Annotated in this window: 16 protein-coding genes; 11 read left to right on the top strand and 5 right to left on the bottom strand. The window is 71.7% G+C overall.

The features are described from left to right. Positions 1–45: 45 nt before the first annotated feature. On the bottom strand, positions 46–1,329 hold the full coding sequence (locus ACGFIM_RS37465) for a hypothetical protein (protein ID WP_393210997.1): 1,284 nt from the start codon (positions 1,327–1,329) through the stop codon (positions 46–48). A 270-nt stretch (positions 1,330–1,599) separates the two neighbouring features. Between ACGFIM_RS37465 and ACGFIM_RS37460 the strand changes: the two genes are divergently transcribed. Beyond that, entirely contained in the window at positions 1,600–2,868 is a 1,269-nt protein-coding gene (locus tag ACGFIM_RS37460) for an MFS transporter (protein WP_393210994.1), read from the top strand. Between the two features lies 1 nt (position 2,869). On the opposite strand, the gene ACGFIM_RS37455 is transcribed toward ACGFIM_RS37460, so the two are convergent. Further along, positions 2,870–4,000 carry an NAD(P)/FAD-dependent oxidoreductase gene (locus ACGFIM_RS37455; RefSeq protein WP_393210991.1) on the bottom strand — a complete coding sequence of 377 codons (1,131 nt, stop codon included), beginning with the start codon at positions 3,998–4,000 and terminating at the stop codon, positions 2,870–2,872. Positions 4,001–4,041: 41 nt separating this feature from the next. Beyond that, positions 4,042–4,656: a hypothetical protein gene (locus tag ACGFIM_RS37450; RefSeq protein ID WP_393210988.1), complete on the bottom strand. Its 615-nt coding sequence runs from the start codon at positions 4,654–4,656 to the stop codon at positions 4,042–4,044. Positions 4,657–4,754: 98 nt separating this feature from the next. On the opposite strand from ACGFIM_RS37450, the gene ACGFIM_RS37445 reads away from it, so the two are divergent. From ACGFIM_RS37445 to ACGFIM_RS37415, 7 genes are all read left to right on the top strand, one after another. After that, on the top strand, positions 4,755–5,405 hold the full coding sequence (locus ACGFIM_RS37445; RefSeq protein WP_393210985.1) for an IclR family transcriptional regulator: 651 nt from the start codon (positions 4,755–4,757) through the stop codon (positions 5,403–5,405). A 78-nt stretch (positions 5,406–5,483) separates the two neighbouring features. Beyond that, entirely contained in the window at positions 5,484–6,653 is a 1,170-nt protein-coding gene (locus ACGFIM_RS37440; RefSeq protein WP_393210982.1) for a homogentisate 1,2-dioxygenase, read from the top strand. Continuing rightward, on the top strand, positions 6,650–7,420 hold the full coding sequence (locus tag ACGFIM_RS37435; RefSeq protein WP_393210979.1) for a hypothetical protein: 771 nt from the start codon (positions 6,650–6,652) through the stop codon (positions 7,418–7,420). The genes ACGFIM_RS37440 and ACGFIM_RS37435 overlap by 4 nt, the downstream gene beginning before the upstream one ends. Further along, positions 7,417–8,520, top strand: a complete 1,104-nt coding sequence (gene fahA / locus ACGFIM_RS37430) for a fumarylacetoacetase (protein ID WP_393210976.1) — start codon at positions 7,417–7,419, stop codon at positions 8,518–8,520. The genes ACGFIM_RS37435 and fahA overlap by 4 nt, the downstream gene beginning before the upstream one ends. 73 nt (positions 8,521–8,593) lie before the next feature. Next, entirely contained in the window at positions 8,594–9,763 is a 1,170-nt protein-coding gene (locus ACGFIM_RS37425) for an Ig-like domain-containing protein (protein ID WP_393210973.1), read from the top strand. 72 nt (positions 9,764–9,835) lie between these two features. Next, a complete protein-coding gene (locus ACGFIM_RS37420) occupies positions 9,836–10,267 on the top strand; it encodes an NfeD family protein (protein ID WP_393210970.1) in 432 nt (143 codons plus the stop codon). A 3-nt stretch (positions 10,268–10,270) separates the two neighbouring features. Further along, the gene (locus tag ACGFIM_RS37415; protein WP_393210967.1) at positions 10,271–11,344 is read left to right on the top strand and encodes an SPFH domain-containing protein; all 1,074 of its coding nucleotides are present in this window, start codon (positions 10,271–10,273) and stop codon (positions 11,342–11,344) included. Between the two features lie 220 nt (positions 11,345–11,564). Here the strand turns inward: ACGFIM_RS37415 and ACGFIM_RS37410 are convergent, their stop codons facing one another. Together ACGFIM_RS37410 and ACGFIM_RS37405 are read right to left on the bottom strand one after the other, a co-directional pair. Next, positions 11,565–12,746 (bottom strand): Gfo/Idh/MocA family protein, encoded by a 1,182-nt coding sequence (locus tag ACGFIM_RS37410; protein ID WP_393210964.1) that lies wholly within the window; start codon positions 12,744–12,746, stop codon positions 11,565–11,567. A gap of 150 nt (positions 12,747–12,896) precedes the next feature. Continuing rightward, positions 12,897–14,039, bottom strand: coding sequence for an ROK family protein (locus ACGFIM_RS37405; protein ID WP_393210962.1), 1,143 nt, complete (start codon positions 14,037–14,039; stop codon positions 12,897–12,899). Between the two features lie 387 nt (positions 14,040–14,426). Here ACGFIM_RS37405 and tdh point away from each other — a divergent pair, with 387 nt between their 5' ends. From tdh to ACGFIM_RS37390, 3 genes are all read left to right on the top strand, one after another. Next, a complete protein-coding gene (gene tdh, locus ACGFIM_RS37400) occupies positions 14,427–15,455 on the top strand; it encodes an L-threonine 3-dehydrogenase (protein ID WP_393210959.1) in 1,029 nt (342 codons plus the stop codon). Between the two features lie 47 nt (positions 15,456–15,502). Beyond that, positions 15,503–16,675, top strand: a complete 1,173-nt coding sequence (locus ACGFIM_RS37395) for a glycine C-acetyltransferase (protein ID WP_393210956.1) — start codon at positions 15,503–15,505, stop codon at positions 16,673–16,675. 238 nt (positions 16,676–16,913) lie between these two features. Then, positions 16,914–17,816, top strand: a complete 903-nt coding sequence (locus ACGFIM_RS37390; RefSeq protein WP_393210953.1) for a LysR family transcriptional regulator — start codon at positions 16,914–16,916, stop codon at positions 17,814–17,816. Positions 17,817–17,848: the final 32 nt, after the last annotated feature.

Raw genomic sequence — 17,848 nt, 5'->3', positions numbered from 1 at the left:
CGGCGGAGGGGCGCCCGGCCTTCGTGAAGCCGGCGGCGGGATGCGTCAGGCGGCGTGCAGGTACACCTGGCCGAACACCTCGGAGAGGTGCTTCAGGTCGGTGGCCGGGTCCACCTCGGGGTGGGCCGGGTCGTAGAGGGTGGCCAGGCGGGGCCGGATGGAGCCGAGCTTCTTGAGCTGCTCCCAGGTGTCGCCGGCCTGCCACTTCTCGCCGTAGACCCGGTGGACCTCGCCGCTCGCGTCCTGCCAGCGGGTCCACAGGGTGACGGTCTGGGCGGCGGCGTCCTGCAGCGGGGCGGCGACACGCTCGGAGATGGCCTGGGTGAGCTGCTCGCCGGTGAGCTGGGCGCCGGCGAACGTGGCGTCCTCGGCGGCGATCTGAGCGTAGGCGTCCCAGGCGCGGGCGCGGACCTGGATCCACTGGTTGCGCTGGGCCTCCTTGGCGTCGATCTGCCAGGTGGCGTACAGGGTGGCGAGGTGGCCGTCGTCCAGCGCGAGCTGGTCGATGTAGCCCTTGCTCAGCCAGGCACCGATGCGCTCGGGGTCGAGCAGCGGATACTTCTCGGTCATCGCGGTCTTGCAGTCCTCGTTGGCGCCGCAGCCGAACAGCGGCACCACGGTGTGCGCCGACAGCTTCTTGCCCGGCAGCACCTTGCGCAGCGCGGCCGAGGCCTGGCTGACGAACGCGTCCAGCTCCTCGGCGGTGCCGAAGGTCTGGTTGTAGCCGAGCTGCGAGGTGAACCTGACGCCCACGACGCCGGGCTGCGCGGCGACCAGCGCGGCGATCTTCTTGACGCCCTCGTCGAGCCTGCCCGCCTTGTAGTCGTCGGCGAGCTCGGTGTCGATCCAGACGCGCATCGGGGTCTGGGCGGCGGCCTGCGCGGCCTGGCCGGCCGGGGTGGCCTTGGCGGCGCTCTTCTCGGCGACGGTGACGCCCGTCGGGTCGACGTAGCACTCCTCGCCGTTCCGGCACTCGGGGGTGCCGCCGTCCTCGGCGCCCGGCACGTCGGGGGCGCCGACGTCGTGCATCTCGCCGTCGCCCTCACCGCCGGTCGGGCACTCGGTGCCCGGCTCCTGGCAGTCGAGGGAGATCCGGTCGAGCGGGCCGGAGTCGATCATGTTCTGGCCGTCGTCGTCGAGCCAGAACCTGGCGATGTCGGCGGCCTCGTCGGGCTTGGCGAGCCAGGTGCAGACGACGAACGCCGGCGTGTCGGCGGCCATCAGGTCGTTGCAGTTGCGGTCGTCGTCCTCCGACCACGCGGGAACGCCGATGCCGAGCAGGGAGAGGGTGAGCCCGATGATGATGACCTGCCGTAGCCGCCGTCTCATGGCACCTTTACTTCCAGGGGGTGATCGTTGGCATATCGCACACTATCCGGACGATCATCATCATTCAACGAGATCAGTAACGTTTTTCACCCGTTTCTCCACGGCCTGTAGCCGTCGCTGTGGACGCCGTGCACCGGCCGTTCATTCGCCCGCCGTCATCGGCTTCACCTGCGCGTTCCCCGCTTGGGCGACCCCGGGAAAATGTCGGAGACAACGGCCGCCCGCTGAGACACAATGACGGAGTTTGGCATGTATCAGGGGGTCAGGCACGTGCGTTCCCAACTCGGCGATCTGGGGCTGGTTCGGGACCGCCGTTTCGCCCTGCTGCTGTCCGCGCGGACCATCTCCATGCTGGGCAGCGCGTTCGCCCCCGTGGCGCTGGCGTTCGGCGTGCTCAACCTGCCCGGCGCCACCGCCTCGACCCTGTCGGTGGTGCTCGCCGCCCAGTCGCTGCCCCTGATCGCGTTCATGCTGCTCGGCGGCGTGATCGCGGACCGCATGCCGCGCCAGCGGGTGATGATGGCCGGGGAGCTGGTGATGGCCACCGGTTACGCGGCGCTGGCGGTCATGCTGCTGACCGGCTGGACCCCGCTGCCCGCACTGGCCGCGGCGGCGGCGCTGACCGGGGTGGCCGGCGCGGTCACCTATCCCGCGCTGACCGGGATCATCCCCGAGGTCGTGCCCGCCGACCGGCTGCAGACCGGCAACGCGCTGCTCGGCCTGGGCGCCAACTCCTCCCGGGTGGCCGGCGCGGTGCTCGGCGGCGCCACGGTCGTGCTGTTCGGCGGCGGCTGGGCGCTCGCGGTCAGCGGCGCGATGTTCGCCGTGGCCGCCGCGCTGATCGCCGACCTGCGGCTCAAGCCCGGCGAGCGCGCTCCCCAGGAGTCCCACTCGGTCATCGCCGACCTGCGCGAGGGCTGGCGCGAGTTCCGCTCCCGCCAGTGGATCTGGGTGGTGGTCGCGCAGTTCTCGGTGCTGGTCATGGCGGCGCAGGCCGGGCACGGCGTGCTCGGGCCGCTGATGGCCAAGGAGTCGCTCGGCGGGCCCGCCGCCTGGTCGGCGTTCCTCACCGGCGAGGCCGTGGGGACGATCGCCGGGGTGCTGGTGTCACTGCGGCTGCGCCCGCGCAGACCCATCCTGGTCGCGGTGCTGCTGTGCCTGCCGCCCGCCCTGCCGTACGTGGTGCTCGGGGTGGGCGCGCCGCTCTGGGCGATCGTGGGCTCGGCGTTCGTGCTCGGCGTCTGCTTCGACGTCTTCGGCGTGCTGTGGCAGACCACGATGCAGCGCGAGGTGCCGCCGGAGTCGCTGTCGCGGGTCAGCTCGTACGACGTGCTCGGCTCGCTGATGTTCGGCCCCGCCGGGCTGCTGCTCGCCGGGCCGGCGGCGACGTTCATCGGCACCCGGGAGTCGTTGCTCGGCTGCGCGGCCATGATCGTGATCTCCACGCTGGCGGCGCTGCTCTCCCCCGGGGTGCGCAATCTGCGCGCGCCCCGGCCGGAGGCGAGCGCCGCCGGGCAGCCCGACGCGAGCCCGCTGTGAGCTACCAGGTCTGACCGCTGGTGCGCAGCCCCCGGCTGGGGGTGCGCGGGTGGTCGCCGAAGCGCGGCTCCGGCTCGTACGCGCCGTCGAGCACGCCCGCCACGTAGCCGGCCCAGGCGGGGCCGTGCTTGAAGCCGTGCCCCGAGTCGCCGCCCAGCACCCACACGCCGGGCGAGACCTCGGTCAGCAGCCACTCGGCGTCGGGTGTCAGCGCGTACTGGCAGACCTGGCTGAACAGCACCGGCGCGCCGGCGAGGCCGGGGAAGCGGCGGCGCAGGTAGGCGCGCGCCTGCTCGATGCTCTCGGGGTCCACGGCGCGCGAGCCGTGCTCGGGCTCGTACGGCGGGCCCTCGGCGTCGGAGGTGGCCTTCATGCCGGTCCCGTCCACGTCGCCGTGGCCGTAGGCGGAGGCGCCGTAGTCCACCCAGGCCGGCGTCTCGGGCAGCGACCACGCGGACGGGACCGCGAAGTGCAAGGTGTCCTGCTTGGTCACGGTGATCGGCAGGCCGTCGAAGAGCTGCGGCAGCCACGCGCCGCACGCCCAGACCACCCTGTCGGCCCGGTGCGTCTCGCCCTCGATCTCGACGGCGCTCCGGTACGGCGTCCCGTCGCCGGGGACCGGCGTCGCCCTGCCCCTGACCAGCCGCACCCCCGCGTCCCTGGCGAGGGCGGCGGTGACCTGGGTGGCGCGCCTGGCCCGCAGCACACCCGCGTTGGGCTCCCAGAGCAGGAAGCTGAGGTCGTCGCCGCGGAACTCGGGGAAGAAGCGGCCGCCGTCGCCGGGGTCCAGCACCTCACACCCGATGTCCAAATTCTTCAGGACCTGGGCGCTGGCGTGCTCCCACCCGTCGGGCGTCCTGGCGAACCACACCATGCCCGCCTCGATGTACAGCTCCTCGCCCGCGCGCTCGCCCAGCCGCAGCCAGCCCTCCCTGGCCTGCCAGGCGAGGCGGGCGTACCAGTCGTCGGCTCCGTGCGAGCAGCGCAGCAGCCGGGTCTCGCCGGCGCTGGACTGCCGTACGTGGCCCGGTTTGTGCTGCTCGACCAGCGTCACCTGCCAGCCGGTTTCGGCGAGCCGCAACGCCAGAGACGTCCCCCAAATACCCGCTCCGACCACAATGACCGATTTCATGCCTCCACGGTGACCACAAAACCGGGCCGCCGCAAGAGCGATCACACGACGATCAGGCGGACGACGACGCCCGCGCAGTTGCCGGCCACGCAGATGCGCACCGGCACCTCGGAGATGCCGGGCTTGACCGGCACGCCGCTCACGTGGCCGTCGGGGCCGATGCTGACCCCCGCGGGCACCTTGTCGTGGTCGGTGACGGTGAAGGTGGGGATCACGCCGCTCGGGCCGCCGTTGATGCCGATCTCGCCGTCGAGCGGCATGCCGACCCGCCCCGGGAAGGTCAGCTCGCGCGGCTCCCACGGCTCGTACGCCAGCACCACCAGCGTCAGCTCCTGCTCCTCGCAGGAGCCCTCCGAGCAGATGCGCACGGGAGCGACGTACGTGCCGGGCCGCTCGGGCCTGCCGTAGAGGCGGCCCCCTGCGTCGACGCGCAGCCCGGAGGCGAGGTCGGCGGGCGTGAACGTGACGCCCTTGGCCCTGGGCAGCAGCCGCTGGCTGACCTCGATGCCCTGGGTGAGGTAGAAGGTGTCCTCGACCAGGGCGCCGCTTCGCGGAGTGGTGAGCGAGGCCCAGTGGACGAGGTTCGCGGTGAGCGGCGGCACGGCAGGCGACAGCGCGCACACCGCCAGCCCGGCGAGCAGCAGAACCCACCACATGCGCATTTTTCAACCCCCCGGCTCCGTCCCCTGCCCTTACGTACCCCTTCAGCAGCGCAGCGTCACCACGACCTGCGGCCGGCTGGATAATCGGTCGCATGGCCGCAGAATCCGCTCAGACCCTCGAACGCGGGCTCCGCCTGCTGCGCCTGCTCGCCGACGGCAAGGGCGGGCGCACGCCGACCGAGCTGAGCGGCGAGCTGTCGCTGAGCAGGCCCGTGGTCTACCGGCTGCTGACGACGCTGCTGGCCGAGGGCTTCGTCCGCAGGGACGCCGAGGGCCGGGTGCACCTCGGGTTCGGGGTGCTCGCGCTGGCCCAGGCCGTGCAGCCGCTGCTGCGCGCGGCGGCCACGCCGACGCTGCGGCGGCTGGCCGAGGACGTGGGCGCGACCGCGCATCTGACGGTGGCCGAGGGCGACGAGGGGCTGGCCGTGGCGGTGGTCGAGCCGTCGTGGACCGACATGCACGTGGCCTACCGCGAGGGCTCGCGCCATCCGCTCACCAAGGGCGCGGCGGGGCGGGCGATCCTGGCGCTGCGCGACGGTGGGCACGACCACCGCGATTACTTCGTCACGGAGGGGCAGTTGCAGGAGGGGGCTCGCGGCGTCGCCGCGCCCGTCACCGGCCTGCCGTGGCTGGAGGCGTCGGTGGGCGTGGTGACGTTCGGCCCCCTGGAGGAGTCCACGGGGCCGCGCGTGGTGGCGGCGGCAGCCGAGCTGGCCGCGGAGCTGACCGCCGGGCTCGGTTGACATCTCCATGCCGATGACGGACGGTGGTTCCACATAGAGGACATTGCCGTCCGATAAGCGGACATCTATGGAGGCTGAATGCCGTACTACCGCGTCGTGGGAGAGGTGCCGCGAAAGCGGCACGTGCAGTTCAGACGTCCGGACGGCGGCCTCTACGCCGAAGAGCTGATGGGCGAAGAGGGCTTCTCGTCCGACTCCTCGCTGCTCTACCACCGCCACCTGCCGACGGCCATCGTCAAGGCCGAGGCCGTCACCCCGTCCGTGGAGACCGCGCTGCGGCCCAACCTGCCGCTCTCGCCCCGCCACTTCCGCACCCAGGAGCTCGCCAGCGCGGGCGACCTCGTCACCGGACGCATGGTGCTGGCGGGCAACGCCGACGTCCGGCTCTCGTACGCCACCAGCGACCGGCCGAGCGAGCTCTACCGCAACTCCATGGGCGACGAGTGCGTCTACGTGCAGCGCGGGCGGGTGCGCTTCGAGTCCACCTACGGCGTCATCGAGGCCGGCGAGGGCGACTACGTGATCGTCCCGACCGGCACCATCCACCGCTGGGTGCCCGACGGGCAGGTCAACGTGCTGGCCATCGAGGCGTCCGGGCACATCAGGCCGCCCAAGCGCTACCTGTCGCAGTACGGCCAGTTCCTCGAGCACGCCCCCTACTGCGAGCGCGACCTGCGCGCGCCCACCGAGCCGTACATCGTCTCGGGCGAGGAGGTGCCGGTGCTGGTGCGCACCCGCGGCGGGCTGAGCCGGCTCGTCTACCGCCACCACCCGTTCGACGTGGTCGGCTGGGACGGCTACCTCTACCCGTACGCGTTCAACATCAACGACTTCGAGCCGATCGTGAAGAAGACGCACGCGCCGCCGCCCGTGCACCAGACGTTCGAGGGACCCGGGTTCGTGGTCTGCTCGTTCTGCCCGCGGCCGCTCGACTACCACCCCGAGGCGGTGCCGATCCCGTACAACCACCACAACGTGGACTCCGACGAGTTCATGTTCTACGTGGGCGGCGACTACTCGGCGCGGGCGGGCTCCGGCATCGACGTCGGCTCCATCTCGCTGCACCCCGCGGGCTTCACCCACGGGCCGCAGCCCGGCGCGGTCGAGGCGGTGATCGACGCCGTGTCGCGCGGCGTCACCGCGACGACCGAGATGGCCGTCATGGTCGACACCTTCCGCCCGCTGGACCTCGGGCAGGGCGCGCTGTCCTGCGAGGACCCCGACTATGCCTGGACGTGGGCACGATGAAACTTTACGCCGCACTCGTCGACGACGCGGGACTGTTCCCGCCGTCGTCCCTGCACATGACCGAGGCGCTGGCCCGCAACCGGCGCGACCTGGAGCACGGCCACGAGGTGCTCACCCACCGCTTCCTCTGCCCGGCGAGCCGGCTCGACCGGCTGCGCGGCTCCGGCTACCGGCCGCGCCGCATCGGGCTCATCGCCGACACCGACGAGCTGCCCGACTTCGGCGACCTGCCGGTGGACTACGTCGAGACCAGGCTGCCGCCGGACAGCACGGTCGAAGAGCTGGCCGCGCGGCTCGGCCTGCCCTCGGGCGTGCGGCTGTTCGCCGAGGTGCCCGCGCACAAGGCGGCCGGCGACGTGCCGCCCGGCACCGGGCTGAAGGTGCGCTGCGGCGGTGCGTCGGCCGAGGAGTTCCCGCCGGCCGAGCACCTCGCGCAGTTCATCAAGTCCTGCGCGGACACCGGCATCCCGTTCAAGGCGACGGCCGGGCTGCACCACGCCGTACGCCACTTCGACCCCTCGCTCGGCGTCGACCGCCACGGCTTCCTCAACCTGCTGCTCGCAGTCTGCGAGGCCGTCGAGGGACGCGACCCGACGCACGTGCTGCGCACGACCGACGTGACCCGCCTCGTGCACATGGCCCGCGCCGTGTCCGACGAGACCGCGGAGCGCGCCCGGCGGCTACTGGTCAGCTACGGCTCGTGCAACACCACCGCGCCGCTCGACGACCTGCGCGCGCTCGGACTGATCGAGGAGGGCACCCGGTGAGCTGGGGTGTCGGCAACCTGCCGTACGGGGTCTTCTCCTGTCCAGGGGAGCGGCCCAGGGTCGGCGTCAGGTACGGCGACAGGGTGCTCGACCTCGCGCCCGCGCTGCACGACGAGATCTTCGCCGCGCCTTCGCTCAACCCGTTCATGGCGAGGGGGCACGCGGCCTGGCACGCCACCAGGGAGCTGATCCGCACCAAGCTCACCACCGACCTGGCGGTCATCGAGGACCACCTGATCCCGCTCGACCAGGTGCGCCTGCACATGCCGTTCGAGGTGGCCGACTACGTCGACTTCTACGCCTCGCTGGAGCACGCGAGCGCGCTCGGGCAGATCCTGCGCCCCGGAACCGAGCCGCTGCAGCCCAACTGGCGGCACCTTCCGGTCGGCTACCACGGCAGGGCGGGCACGGTCGTGGTCTCCGGCACGCCGGTCAGGAGGCCGAGCGGGCAGCTCGGGCCCGGCGTTTTCGGACCGTGCAGGAAGCTCGACATCGAGGCGGAGCTGGGGTTCGTGGTCGGCGTGCCGACCGAGCCCGGCGAGCCCGCGGGGCCGCTCGAAGAGCACGTGTTCGGGGTGACGCTGGTCAACGACTGGAGCGCGCGCGACATCCAGGCCTGGGAGTACGTGCCGCTCGGGCCGTTCCTCGGCAAGTCGTTCGCCACGTCGATCTCGCCCTGGGTGACGCCGCTGGAGGCGCTGCCGCGCGTACCGGGGCGGGCGCAGGACCCCGAGCCGGCCGCGTACCTGCGGCGGCAGGGCGACTGGGGGCTCGACATCACCCTTGAGGTGCTGCTGAACGGCGAGGTGATCTCCCGTCCGCCCTATTCCGGCATGTACTGGACGCCCGACCAGATGCTCGCCCACATGACGGTGAACGGCGCCTCGCTGCGCACCGGCGACCTGTTCGCCAGCGGCACGATCTCCGGCCCCGAGCGCGGTCAGCGCGGCTCCCTCATGGAGCTGACCTGGAACGGGGCCGACCCGATCAAGCTGGCCGGGGGCGAGACCCGCACGTTCCTCGAAGACGGCGACACGGTCACGATCCGGGCCACGGCCGGCGAGGTGACCCTCGGGGAGGTTTCCGGAACCGTCGGATAAGTAACTCGACGTGCTTACCTCGTGACACACCGCTACCCTGGGAGCTCCCTCTCCCTCGGAAAGCAGGAGTCACATGCGTCGTGCTGCGATGTTCTGTGTCGCCTTCCTCCTGGTCTGCGGGTGTTCGTCCGTCACGGCGCAGGCCCCCGCCGCGCCGCCCGTCGTGCGGGTCTGGCCGCCGTTCGACAGCAAGCGGGCCAGGCCCGACCGCGGCCTGATCGTCAGGGCCCAGGGCGGCACGCTCAGCCAGGTGCTCGTCTATCAGGGCGGCGAGCCGGTGCCGGGGCGGCTCGACGCCTCGCGCACGACGTGGCGTACGAGCTGGACGCTCAAGCCCGCCACCGAATACACGGTCACCGCCACCGCCACCCGCGAGGGCGCGCCCGCCACGGTCGCCATGGGCCGCATCCGCACGCGCGCGGTCTCCAGCACCTTCCACGTGGCCCGCACCACGCCGCTGCCCGGCGAGACCGTCGGCGTCGGCATGCCGATCATCCTGGAGTTCGACACCCCGGTTCGCGACCGCGCCGCCGTGGAGCAGGCGCTCGAAGTGCGCACGGCCGCCCCCGTCGAGGGCGCCTGGCGCTGGCTCGACGACGCCAGGGTCGCCTACCGCCCCCGCTGGTTCTGGACACCGCGGCAGCGGGTCACGGTCACCGCCCACCTGGCCGGCGTGCGCGGCGGCGACGGCCTTTTCGGGGGCACCGACACCACGTTCACCTTCACCGTGGGCCGCAAGCAGACCAGCACCATCGACACCAGGACCCACCGGATGATCGTCTACCGCGACGGAAAGGTGGCCCAGCGCATGGCCATCAGCGCCGGCATGGCCACCACCGTCGAATACACCACGACCAGCGGATGGCATTTGACCATGGACAAGGGTCATCCGGTCCGGATGATCTCGCCCGGCAGGGAAAAAGGCGATCCCGGTTATTACGACCTGATGATCGACCACGCCGTACGCATCTCCGACAGCGGTGAATACGTGCACGCAAAAGACAACGTCTGGGCCCAGGGCAGGGTCAATGTCAGTCACGGTTGCGTCAACGCCCGCCCCGACCAGGCCGCGTGGTTCTACGAGACCTCACTGCGCGGTGACCCCGTGCTCATCACCGGCACCGACCGGCCGCTCGAATGGCACAACGGGTGGGGCTACTGGCAACTGTCGTGGGAGAAATGGCGGCAGGGAAGCGCGCTGCCGCGGACCGTGGCCGTGCGCGGTGTGGTGCCGAGGGGTTGAAATCAGGATTACGGTGGACATTGGGGGAACCAGATAAGAGCGCAGGCCCGTTATACCTAAAGGAGGGCCGACATGGACGAATGGGTCATCTGGGTAATCCTCGCGATCGTCCTCGGTGTGGCCGAAATCTTCACTTTGACGGCGTCCCTTGGTCTGCTCGGGGTCGCCGCCCTGCTCACCGCCGCGACCGCGGCCATCGGGCTGCCCGTTCCCCTGCAGTTACTGTTCTTCGCCCTGACGTCCACCGCCGGATTGCTGGTGCTCAAGCCCATCGCGATGCGCCATGTGAAACAACCGCAATTGCAACGGTTCGGCGTGGAAGCGCTCGTAGGCAAACCCGCCTACGTCGTCTCCGAGGTGACGGGCAGGGGCGGTCGCGTGCGCATCGGGGGCGAGGAGTGGTCGGCGCGCGCCTATGACGAAACCCTGGTGATCCCCGCCGGGGCGACCGTCGACGTCATCGAGATCGAAGGGGCGACAGCCCTCGTATATCCCCGGGAGTGATCCATGGACCCGCTGTTGCTGGTCGGAGTGTTCGTCATCCTGTTCGCGGTGATCACGCTGCTGAAAGCGGTGCGGATCGTCCCGCAGGCCCGGGCGCGCAACGTCGAGCGGCTCGGCCGCTACCACCGCACGCTCAAGCCCGGCCTGAACTTCGTCATCCCGTACATCGACCGCGTCTACCCCATGATCGACCTGCGCGAACAGGTCGTCTCCTTCCGCCCCCAGCCGGTCATCACCGAGGACAACCTCGTCGTCGAGATCGACACCGTGCTGTACTTCCAGGTCACCGACCCGCGGGCGGCGGCGTACGAGATCGCCAACTACATCCAGGCGGTCGAGCAGCTCACGGTCACCACGCTGCGCAACGTCGTCGGCTCGATGGACCTGGAGAAGACCCTCACCTCCCGCGACACCATCAACAGCCAGCTGCGCGGCGTGCTCGACGAGGCCACCGGCAAGTGGGGCATCCGCGTCAACCGCGTCGAGATCAAGGCCATCGACCCGCCCAAGACCATCAAGGACGCGATGGAGAAGCAGATGCGGGCCGAGCGCGACAAGCGGGCCGCCATCCTCACCGCCGAAGGCCAGCGGCAGTCGCAGATCCTCACCGCCGAAGGCGACAAGCAGAGCCGCATCCTGCGGGCCGAGGGCCAGCGCACCGCCGCGATCCTGGAGGCCGAAGGCCAGTCGCGGGCCATCGACCAGGTCTTCCAGGCCGTCCACCGCAACGACCCCGACCCCAAGCTGCTCGCCTACCAGTACCTCCAGGTGCTGCCGCAGCTCGCCCAGGGCAGCGGCAACACGTTCTGGGTGATTCCCAGCGAGGTCACCTCCGCGCTGCAGGGCGTGTCCAAGGCGTTCACCGAGGCGCTGCCCCGCACCGCGACCAGGGAGGACCTGCCCGAGACCTCCGCCGCGGACGAAGAGCTCGCCAAGGCGGCGGAGGCGGCGGCCGAGGCGGTCGCCGACGCCCAGGAGGGCGACTCCACCGGCCCGCGCCAGCTCACCCAGTCCGTCCCCGAGCCGTCACCGCTCGGCGACCTCGACAAGCAGCCGACCGAGACCGAGCGCCGCTGACGCCGATCCCCACTCCGCCCGCTGAAGGCCGGGCCCCTGAAGCCGCGCGCCGCCGCCCGCCGGAACGCGGGCGGCACCGGCGGCTTCGGCCCCGAGCGCGAAAGCGTCAAGCCCCACAGGGCGAAACCCCAGGCGGAACCCGCCAGTCACCCCGGCGAAGGCATCTGGCTCCACGCGACGGAGCGGCCGGGCGAGCCGGTCGCTCCTGCGCGTAGGCGTCTCAGGCGGTGTCCTGCTGGCCGCGGTCGAAGTAGGCGGCGAGGTCGGCGTCCAGGGGCGGCACGTCGTACGGCACGCCGCCGTCGCGCAGCGAGCGCGTGGCGAGGTAGCCGGCCGCGACGCTCATCCTGGCCGCCACCGGCGAGGTGTCGGTCACCCCGCCCTCCCTGGCGAACCGGATGAACTCCGACATGATCTGCACGTCCGCGCCGCCGTGCGTGCCCTTCGCGTCGGGCACCTTGTACGCGATGTCGCAGTCCTCCCGATAGTGCGTGGGCCCGGTGTTCCACACCTTGACCGTGGCCCCGGGCCCGTCGCCGAAGTTCTCCAGCCGGCCCTCGGAGCCGATGACCGTGTAGTTGCGCACGTAGTCGGGCGTGAAGTGGCACTGCTGGTAGGCCGCGATGACGCCGTTGTCGAGCCGCATGTTCATGACCGAGACGTCCTCGACGTCCACGACGGGGTTGAGGTCCTTGCGCGCGGTGGGCGGCCAGTCGTCCTCCAGCAGCCAAGCGTCCGGCCGGGGCGTGCCCGGGGCGCGGCGCGGCAGGTCGCCGTGGAGCAGCAGGTCGCCGAGCGCGTTGACCCTGGTGGTGTAGCCGCCGGCCAGCCAGTGGACGACGTCGATGTCGTGGGTGGCCTTCTGCAGCAGCAGCCCCGTCGTACGGGTGCGGTCGGCGTGCCAGTCCTTGTAGTAGAACTCGGTGCCGTAACCGACGAAGTGGCGCACCCAGACGGTCTTGGGCTCGCCGATGACGCCCTTGGCGATGATGTCGCGCATCAGCCGGACGACGCCCATGTGGCGCATGTTGTGCCCGACGTACAGGCGGGTGCCGGTCTCGCGGGCGGTGCGCAGGATGGCGTCGCAGCCGTCGATGGTGATGGCCATCGGCTTTTCGAGGTAGACGGCCTTGCCGGCGCGCAGCGCGTCGATGGCCAGCGCCTCGTGCGTGTCGTCGGGGGTGTTGACGATGACGGCGTCGATGTCGGGCCTGGCGAGCAGCTCGCGGTGGTCCTGGGTGAGGAAGCCGGCCGAGGGGAACGTCGCGGACTGCCGCTTGAGCACGGCGGGGTCGATGTCGCACAGGGCGGCCACCACGGCGCCCTCGCCCGGCCGGTCGGCGGCCAGGGCGATGCTGGTCCGCAGGCCGAGCCCGATGACTCCGATGCGCAGATCTTCCACTGATGTCCTTCCCGCGGTCGCTGCGAGCCGGCGTCACGTCAGGGCCGGGGCAGCCCTCTGCTTTACGTAAGTTGTTTGCTTAAATCTGGCACGATCTTCCGAAGCCGGTCAAGACACCGGCGGATCGCGCACGAACGCGCATTCCATCGGTCAAGCGGGCAGCGTAAAGAGGTCGCGTTCAGCGTGGTCGAGCGCCCACCTCACCGCGCCGAGCACGACGCACTCGCTGCCCAGCGTCGATGCCACCACCGGCGGCGGGTAGAGGCAGACGTCCGCGAAACGCTCCGCGATCGGCCCGAGCAGCAGGTCACCGGCCTCGGCCAGGACACCGCCGATCACCACCAGCTCCGGGTCGAGCGGGCTGACCACGGTGAGCAGGCCGTCGCCGAGATGCCGGGCGAACGCGCGGACGGCGGCCACGGCCTTCTCGTCCCCGGCGCGCGCCCGCTCGATCGCGAACTCGGCGGCCTCGCGCTGCGAGCGCATCTCCCCCGGCTCGGCGGCGAGCGCGTAGTCGACGACGTGGCGGTGCGCCAGCCAGTGGTCGCCGGCCTGGCGGCCGATCTCGCCCGACGCCGCGTGCGCGCCCCTGTGCGGCCGGCCGCCGATCAGCAGGCCCAGGCCGAGCCTGCTGCCGGTGAACAGGTAGACCACGTCGTCGTGGCCGCGCGCCCGCCCGCGCCAGCGCTCGGCCAGCACCGCGAGGCGCATGTCGTTCTCGACCAGCACGGCGGCGGGGAGCCTGCGGGCCAGCTCGCCGCGCAGGTCGAGCCCCGTCCAGCCGGCCAGCGCGACGCTCTTGACCACCCGGCCCGAGCCGTCGACCGTGCCCGTCGTGCCGACGCACACCGCCGCGAGGCCGGACACCGGCAGCCCGGCCTGCGCCGCCACCGTCTCGACCAGCCCCGCGATGGCGTCGAGCCGATCGGCGGCGGGCATCGAGGCGTGGTGGCGTACGCGATGGGCGGCCACCACCGTGCCGTCGAGGTCGCTCACCATCGCACGCAGCCAGGACGATCCGACGCCCACCCCCGCCACGTGACCGGCCGCGGCCCGGAACCTGAAGCGCCGCGCCGGGCGGCCCCGCCTGCGGTCGGCGGGCTCGTCGCCGCACTCCTCCGCCCAGCCGCCCGCGACCAGCTCGTCCACGATGACCTCGGCCGTGGGGCGGGACACCCGGGCCGCGCCCGCCAGCTCGGACACGGTGGACGGGCCGCTCTCGCGCAAGACGCGCAGGATCGCCGCCGAGTTGAGCCTGCGCAGGAGGGAGGCGTCGCCGCTCTGCCGGGTCATCCGGGCTCCCTCCGTTTATCCCAAGTCGATTGGCTAATTCTGCCAGTTACCCACCCGCCGCGGGGCCGCCCGAAGCGGGCCGGCCGGATCAACCCGCCACGGGGCCGCGCGAAGCGGGCCGGCCATCGTGCGGCGGATGCGGCTCCGCGCGTGGCCACGCGACGGGAGCCGGCCTTTCTGCGGCAGCCGCGAGAACCGATCCACCTGGTGCGGGGCCGCGTGAAGCGGAGCTGTGGGGGCACTTAAGAACTCCTCGATGGACACGTCCCGAGCCGAAGCGGCACAGTGCGTTCCGACGAGTCACATCCGGCGGCTCGCCGGCCCTGCGGGGCGGCGGGGTGACGGGCCGGGGTCTCGTCAGTAGGTTGTGACAGGGGGAGCGACGTCATGAAAGCGCTGGTCAAGAACCAGGCCGAGCCTGGCCTGTGGCTGGTGGACGTGCCCGAGCCGGAGGTCGGTCCCGGCGAGGTGAAGATCCGGGTGCTGCGCACCGGGATCTGCGGCACGGACCTGCATATCCGGAAATATGACGACTGGGCGCGCCACACGCTGGAGCTCCCGCTCATCGTGGGCCACGAGTTCAGCGGCGAGGTCGTCGAGGTCGCGCCCGGCGTCGAGGACATCGCGGTCGGCGACCTCGTCAGCGGCGAGGGCCACATCGTCTGCGGCAAGTGCCGCAACTGCATGGCGGGCCGCCGCCACCTGTGCCGCAACACGATCGGGCTCGGCGTCAACAGGGACGGCGCCTTCGCCGAGTACGTCACGCTGCCCGCCACCAACGTGTGGGTCCACCGCACCCCCGTGCACCCCGACGTCGCCGCCATCTTCGACCCCTTCGGCAACGCCGTGCACACCGCGCTGTCGTTCCCCCTGGTCGGCGAGGACGTGCTGATCACCGGGGCGGGCCCGATCGGCCTCATGGCGGCCGCCGTCGCCACCCACGTCGGCGCGCGCAACGTGATGATCACCGACGTCAGCGACGAACGGCTCGACCTGGCCGGCAAGCTCGGCGTCACGCTGGCCGTGAACGTCGCCCGCTCCTCCATCACCGAGGGCATGCGGCAGCTCCACCTGCGCGAGGGCTTCGACGTGGGGCTCGAGATGTCCGGCAACCCGGTCGCCGTGCGCGACATGATCGCGAGCATGACCCACGGCGGCAAGATCGCCATGCTGGGGCTGCCCGCCGAGGAGTTCGCCATCGACTGGTCGACGGTCGTCACCTCCATGCTCACCATCAAGGGCGTCTACGGCCGCGAGATGTACGAGACCTGGTACAACATGTCGGTCCTGCTGGAGAAGGGCCTCGACCTCACCCCGGTGATCACCGACCGGTTCTCGTACCGGGACTTCGACGCCGCCTTCGACACGGCGGCGAGCGGCCGTACCGGCAAGGTCATCCTCGACTGGAGCGAGTGAGCCGTGCGGGACTTCGCAGCGGTACCGACCATGAACAGGAGCGCTTGATGTTCACCAACGTGCGCGAGCAGCTGCGTGCGACGCTCGACGAGATCACCGAGGCCGGGCTGCTCAAGCCCGAGCGCGTCATCTCCACCCCGCAGAGCTCCCAGGTGAGCGTGGCCGGGCGCGAGGTGCTCAACTTCTGCGCCAACAACTACCTGGGCCTGGCCGACGACCCCCGGGTGATCGAGGCGGCCAAGCAGGCGCTCGACCGCTGGGGGTTCGGCATGGCCTCCGTGCGGTTCATCTGCGGCACCCAGGAGGTGCACAAGGAGCTGGAGTCCCGTCTGTCCGACTTCCTCGGCATGGAGGACACCGTCCTGTACAGCTCCTGCTTCGACGCCAACGGCGGCGTGTTCGAGACCCTGCTCGACGCCCAGGACGCGGTGATCTCCGACGCGCTCAACCACGCCAGCATCATCGACGGCATCCGCCTGTCCAAGGCCAAGCGCCTGCGCTACGCCAACCGTGACATGGCCGAGCTGGAGTCGCGGCTGAAGGAGGCCTCGGACGCGCGGCGGCGGCTCATCGTGACCGACGGCGTGTTCTCCATGGACGGATACGTCGCGCCGCTGCGCGAGATCTGCGACCTGGCCGACCGGTACGACGCCATGGTCATGGTCGACGACTCCCACGCGGTCGGCTTCGTCGGGCCCACCGGGCGCGGCACGCCGGAGCTGCACGGCGTGACCGACCGGATCGACATCATCACCGGCACCCTGGGCAAGGCGCTCGGCGGGGCCAGCGGCGGCTACGTCTCGGCCCGCAAGGAGATCTGCGAGCTGCTGCGGCAGCGCTCCCGCCCGTACCTGTTCTCCAACTCGCTCGCGCCCGTCATCGCGGCGGCGTCGCTGCGCATCCTCGACCTGCTGGAGACCACCAGCGAGGCCCGCGAACGGCTGCGCGCCAACACCGCGCGCTTCCGTGAGGGGATGACGAAGGCCGGCTTCGACATCCTGCCGGGCGACCACCCGATCGTGCCCGTGATGATCGGCGACGCCGCCGAGGCCGCCGCCATGGCCGAGCGCCTGCTCGACCTGGGCATCTACGTGATCGGCTTCTCCTACCCCGTCGTCCCGCACGGGCAGGCGCGCATCCGCGTGCAGCTCTCGGCCGCCCACTCGCCCGAGGACGTGGACCGCGCGATCGAGGCCTTCACCCAGGCCCGCGCCGCCTGACCACCACCCGGCTCCGAACCTGGGGCCCGCGCCCCGGCTTCGGGCCTGCGCTCCGAGGGCCGCCTGCTCCGGTTCCCGAGCCGGAGCCTCCGCCCGGCTCCCGGCCCGCCGAACCCGGAACCCCGCCGAACTCGGAACCCCGCCGAACTCGGAACCCCGCCGAACTCGGAACCCCGCCGAACTCGAGACAGGGTGGGGCCGGGGCCGCGGGAGCGGCCGAGCGGCGTATTCTCGCAGCGTGATTGACACGCGGCGGCTGCGTACGCTGCGGGCGGTGGCCGACCACGGCACGGTCACCGCCGCGGCGGCCGCGCTGCACCTGACGCCCTCCGCCGTGTCCCAGCAGCTCGCCGCGCTGGAGCACGAGGTGGGCCACCGCCTGCTCAATCGCGACGGGCGCGGCGTGCACCTCACCGCCGTCGGCAAGATCATGCTGGCCCATGCCAACGAGGTGCTCGCCCAGCTCGAACGCGCCGAGGCGGAGGTGGCGGCGTACACGACGGGCGAGGCCGGCGAGGTCACCGTGACCTGCTTCGCCACCGCGATCAGCGCCGTGCTCTCCCCCGCGATCACCGCGCTGCGCACCACCGCGCCCGGCGTGCGCGTCCGCGTCCTCGACGCCGAGGGCGACCAGGGCCTGTCCATGCTGCTCGACGAGCGCGCCGACCTCGCCATCGCGGTGGAGTACCGCGGCGCGCCCGACGCCGCCGACCGCCGCCTGTCGCGCCACCCCCTGTACGCCGAGCCGTTCGACCTGGTACTCCCCCGCGATCATCCACTGGCCGGTTCCGCGACGCTGGTGTCGCTGGCCCGCGAGACCTGGATCGGCCCCTACCCGGGCAACCCGGTGCACGACGTGATCACGTTCGCCTGCCAGCAGGCCGGTTTCACGCCCGACCTCGTCCACTGCTCCGACGACTTCCGCGCCGTGGTCGCCCTGGTCGGTGCCGGCGCCGGGGTGGCGCTCGTCCCCCGGCTCGCGCTGCGCGACATGGCGCTGCGCGGGGTCGTGGTGCGCCACACGCCGGGTCCCGAACGCCGCGTCTTCGCCGCCGTACGCCGGGGCTCCGACGCCCATCCCCTGCTGCGCCCGCTCCTCGCCGCGCTCCGCGAGGTGGCCCGATCGCTCGGAACAGGCTGAAACACTCCTCTCATATCCGGACATCTCCTCGG

The sequence above is a fragment of the Nonomuraea sp. NPDC049309 genome (genome assembly GCF_043196965.1).
GTDB lineage: Bacteria > Actinomycetota > Actinomycetes > Streptosporangiales > Streptosporangiaceae > Nonomuraea > Nonomuraea fastidiosa.
This window is presented reverse-complemented; position numbering and strand designations above follow the sequence as displayed.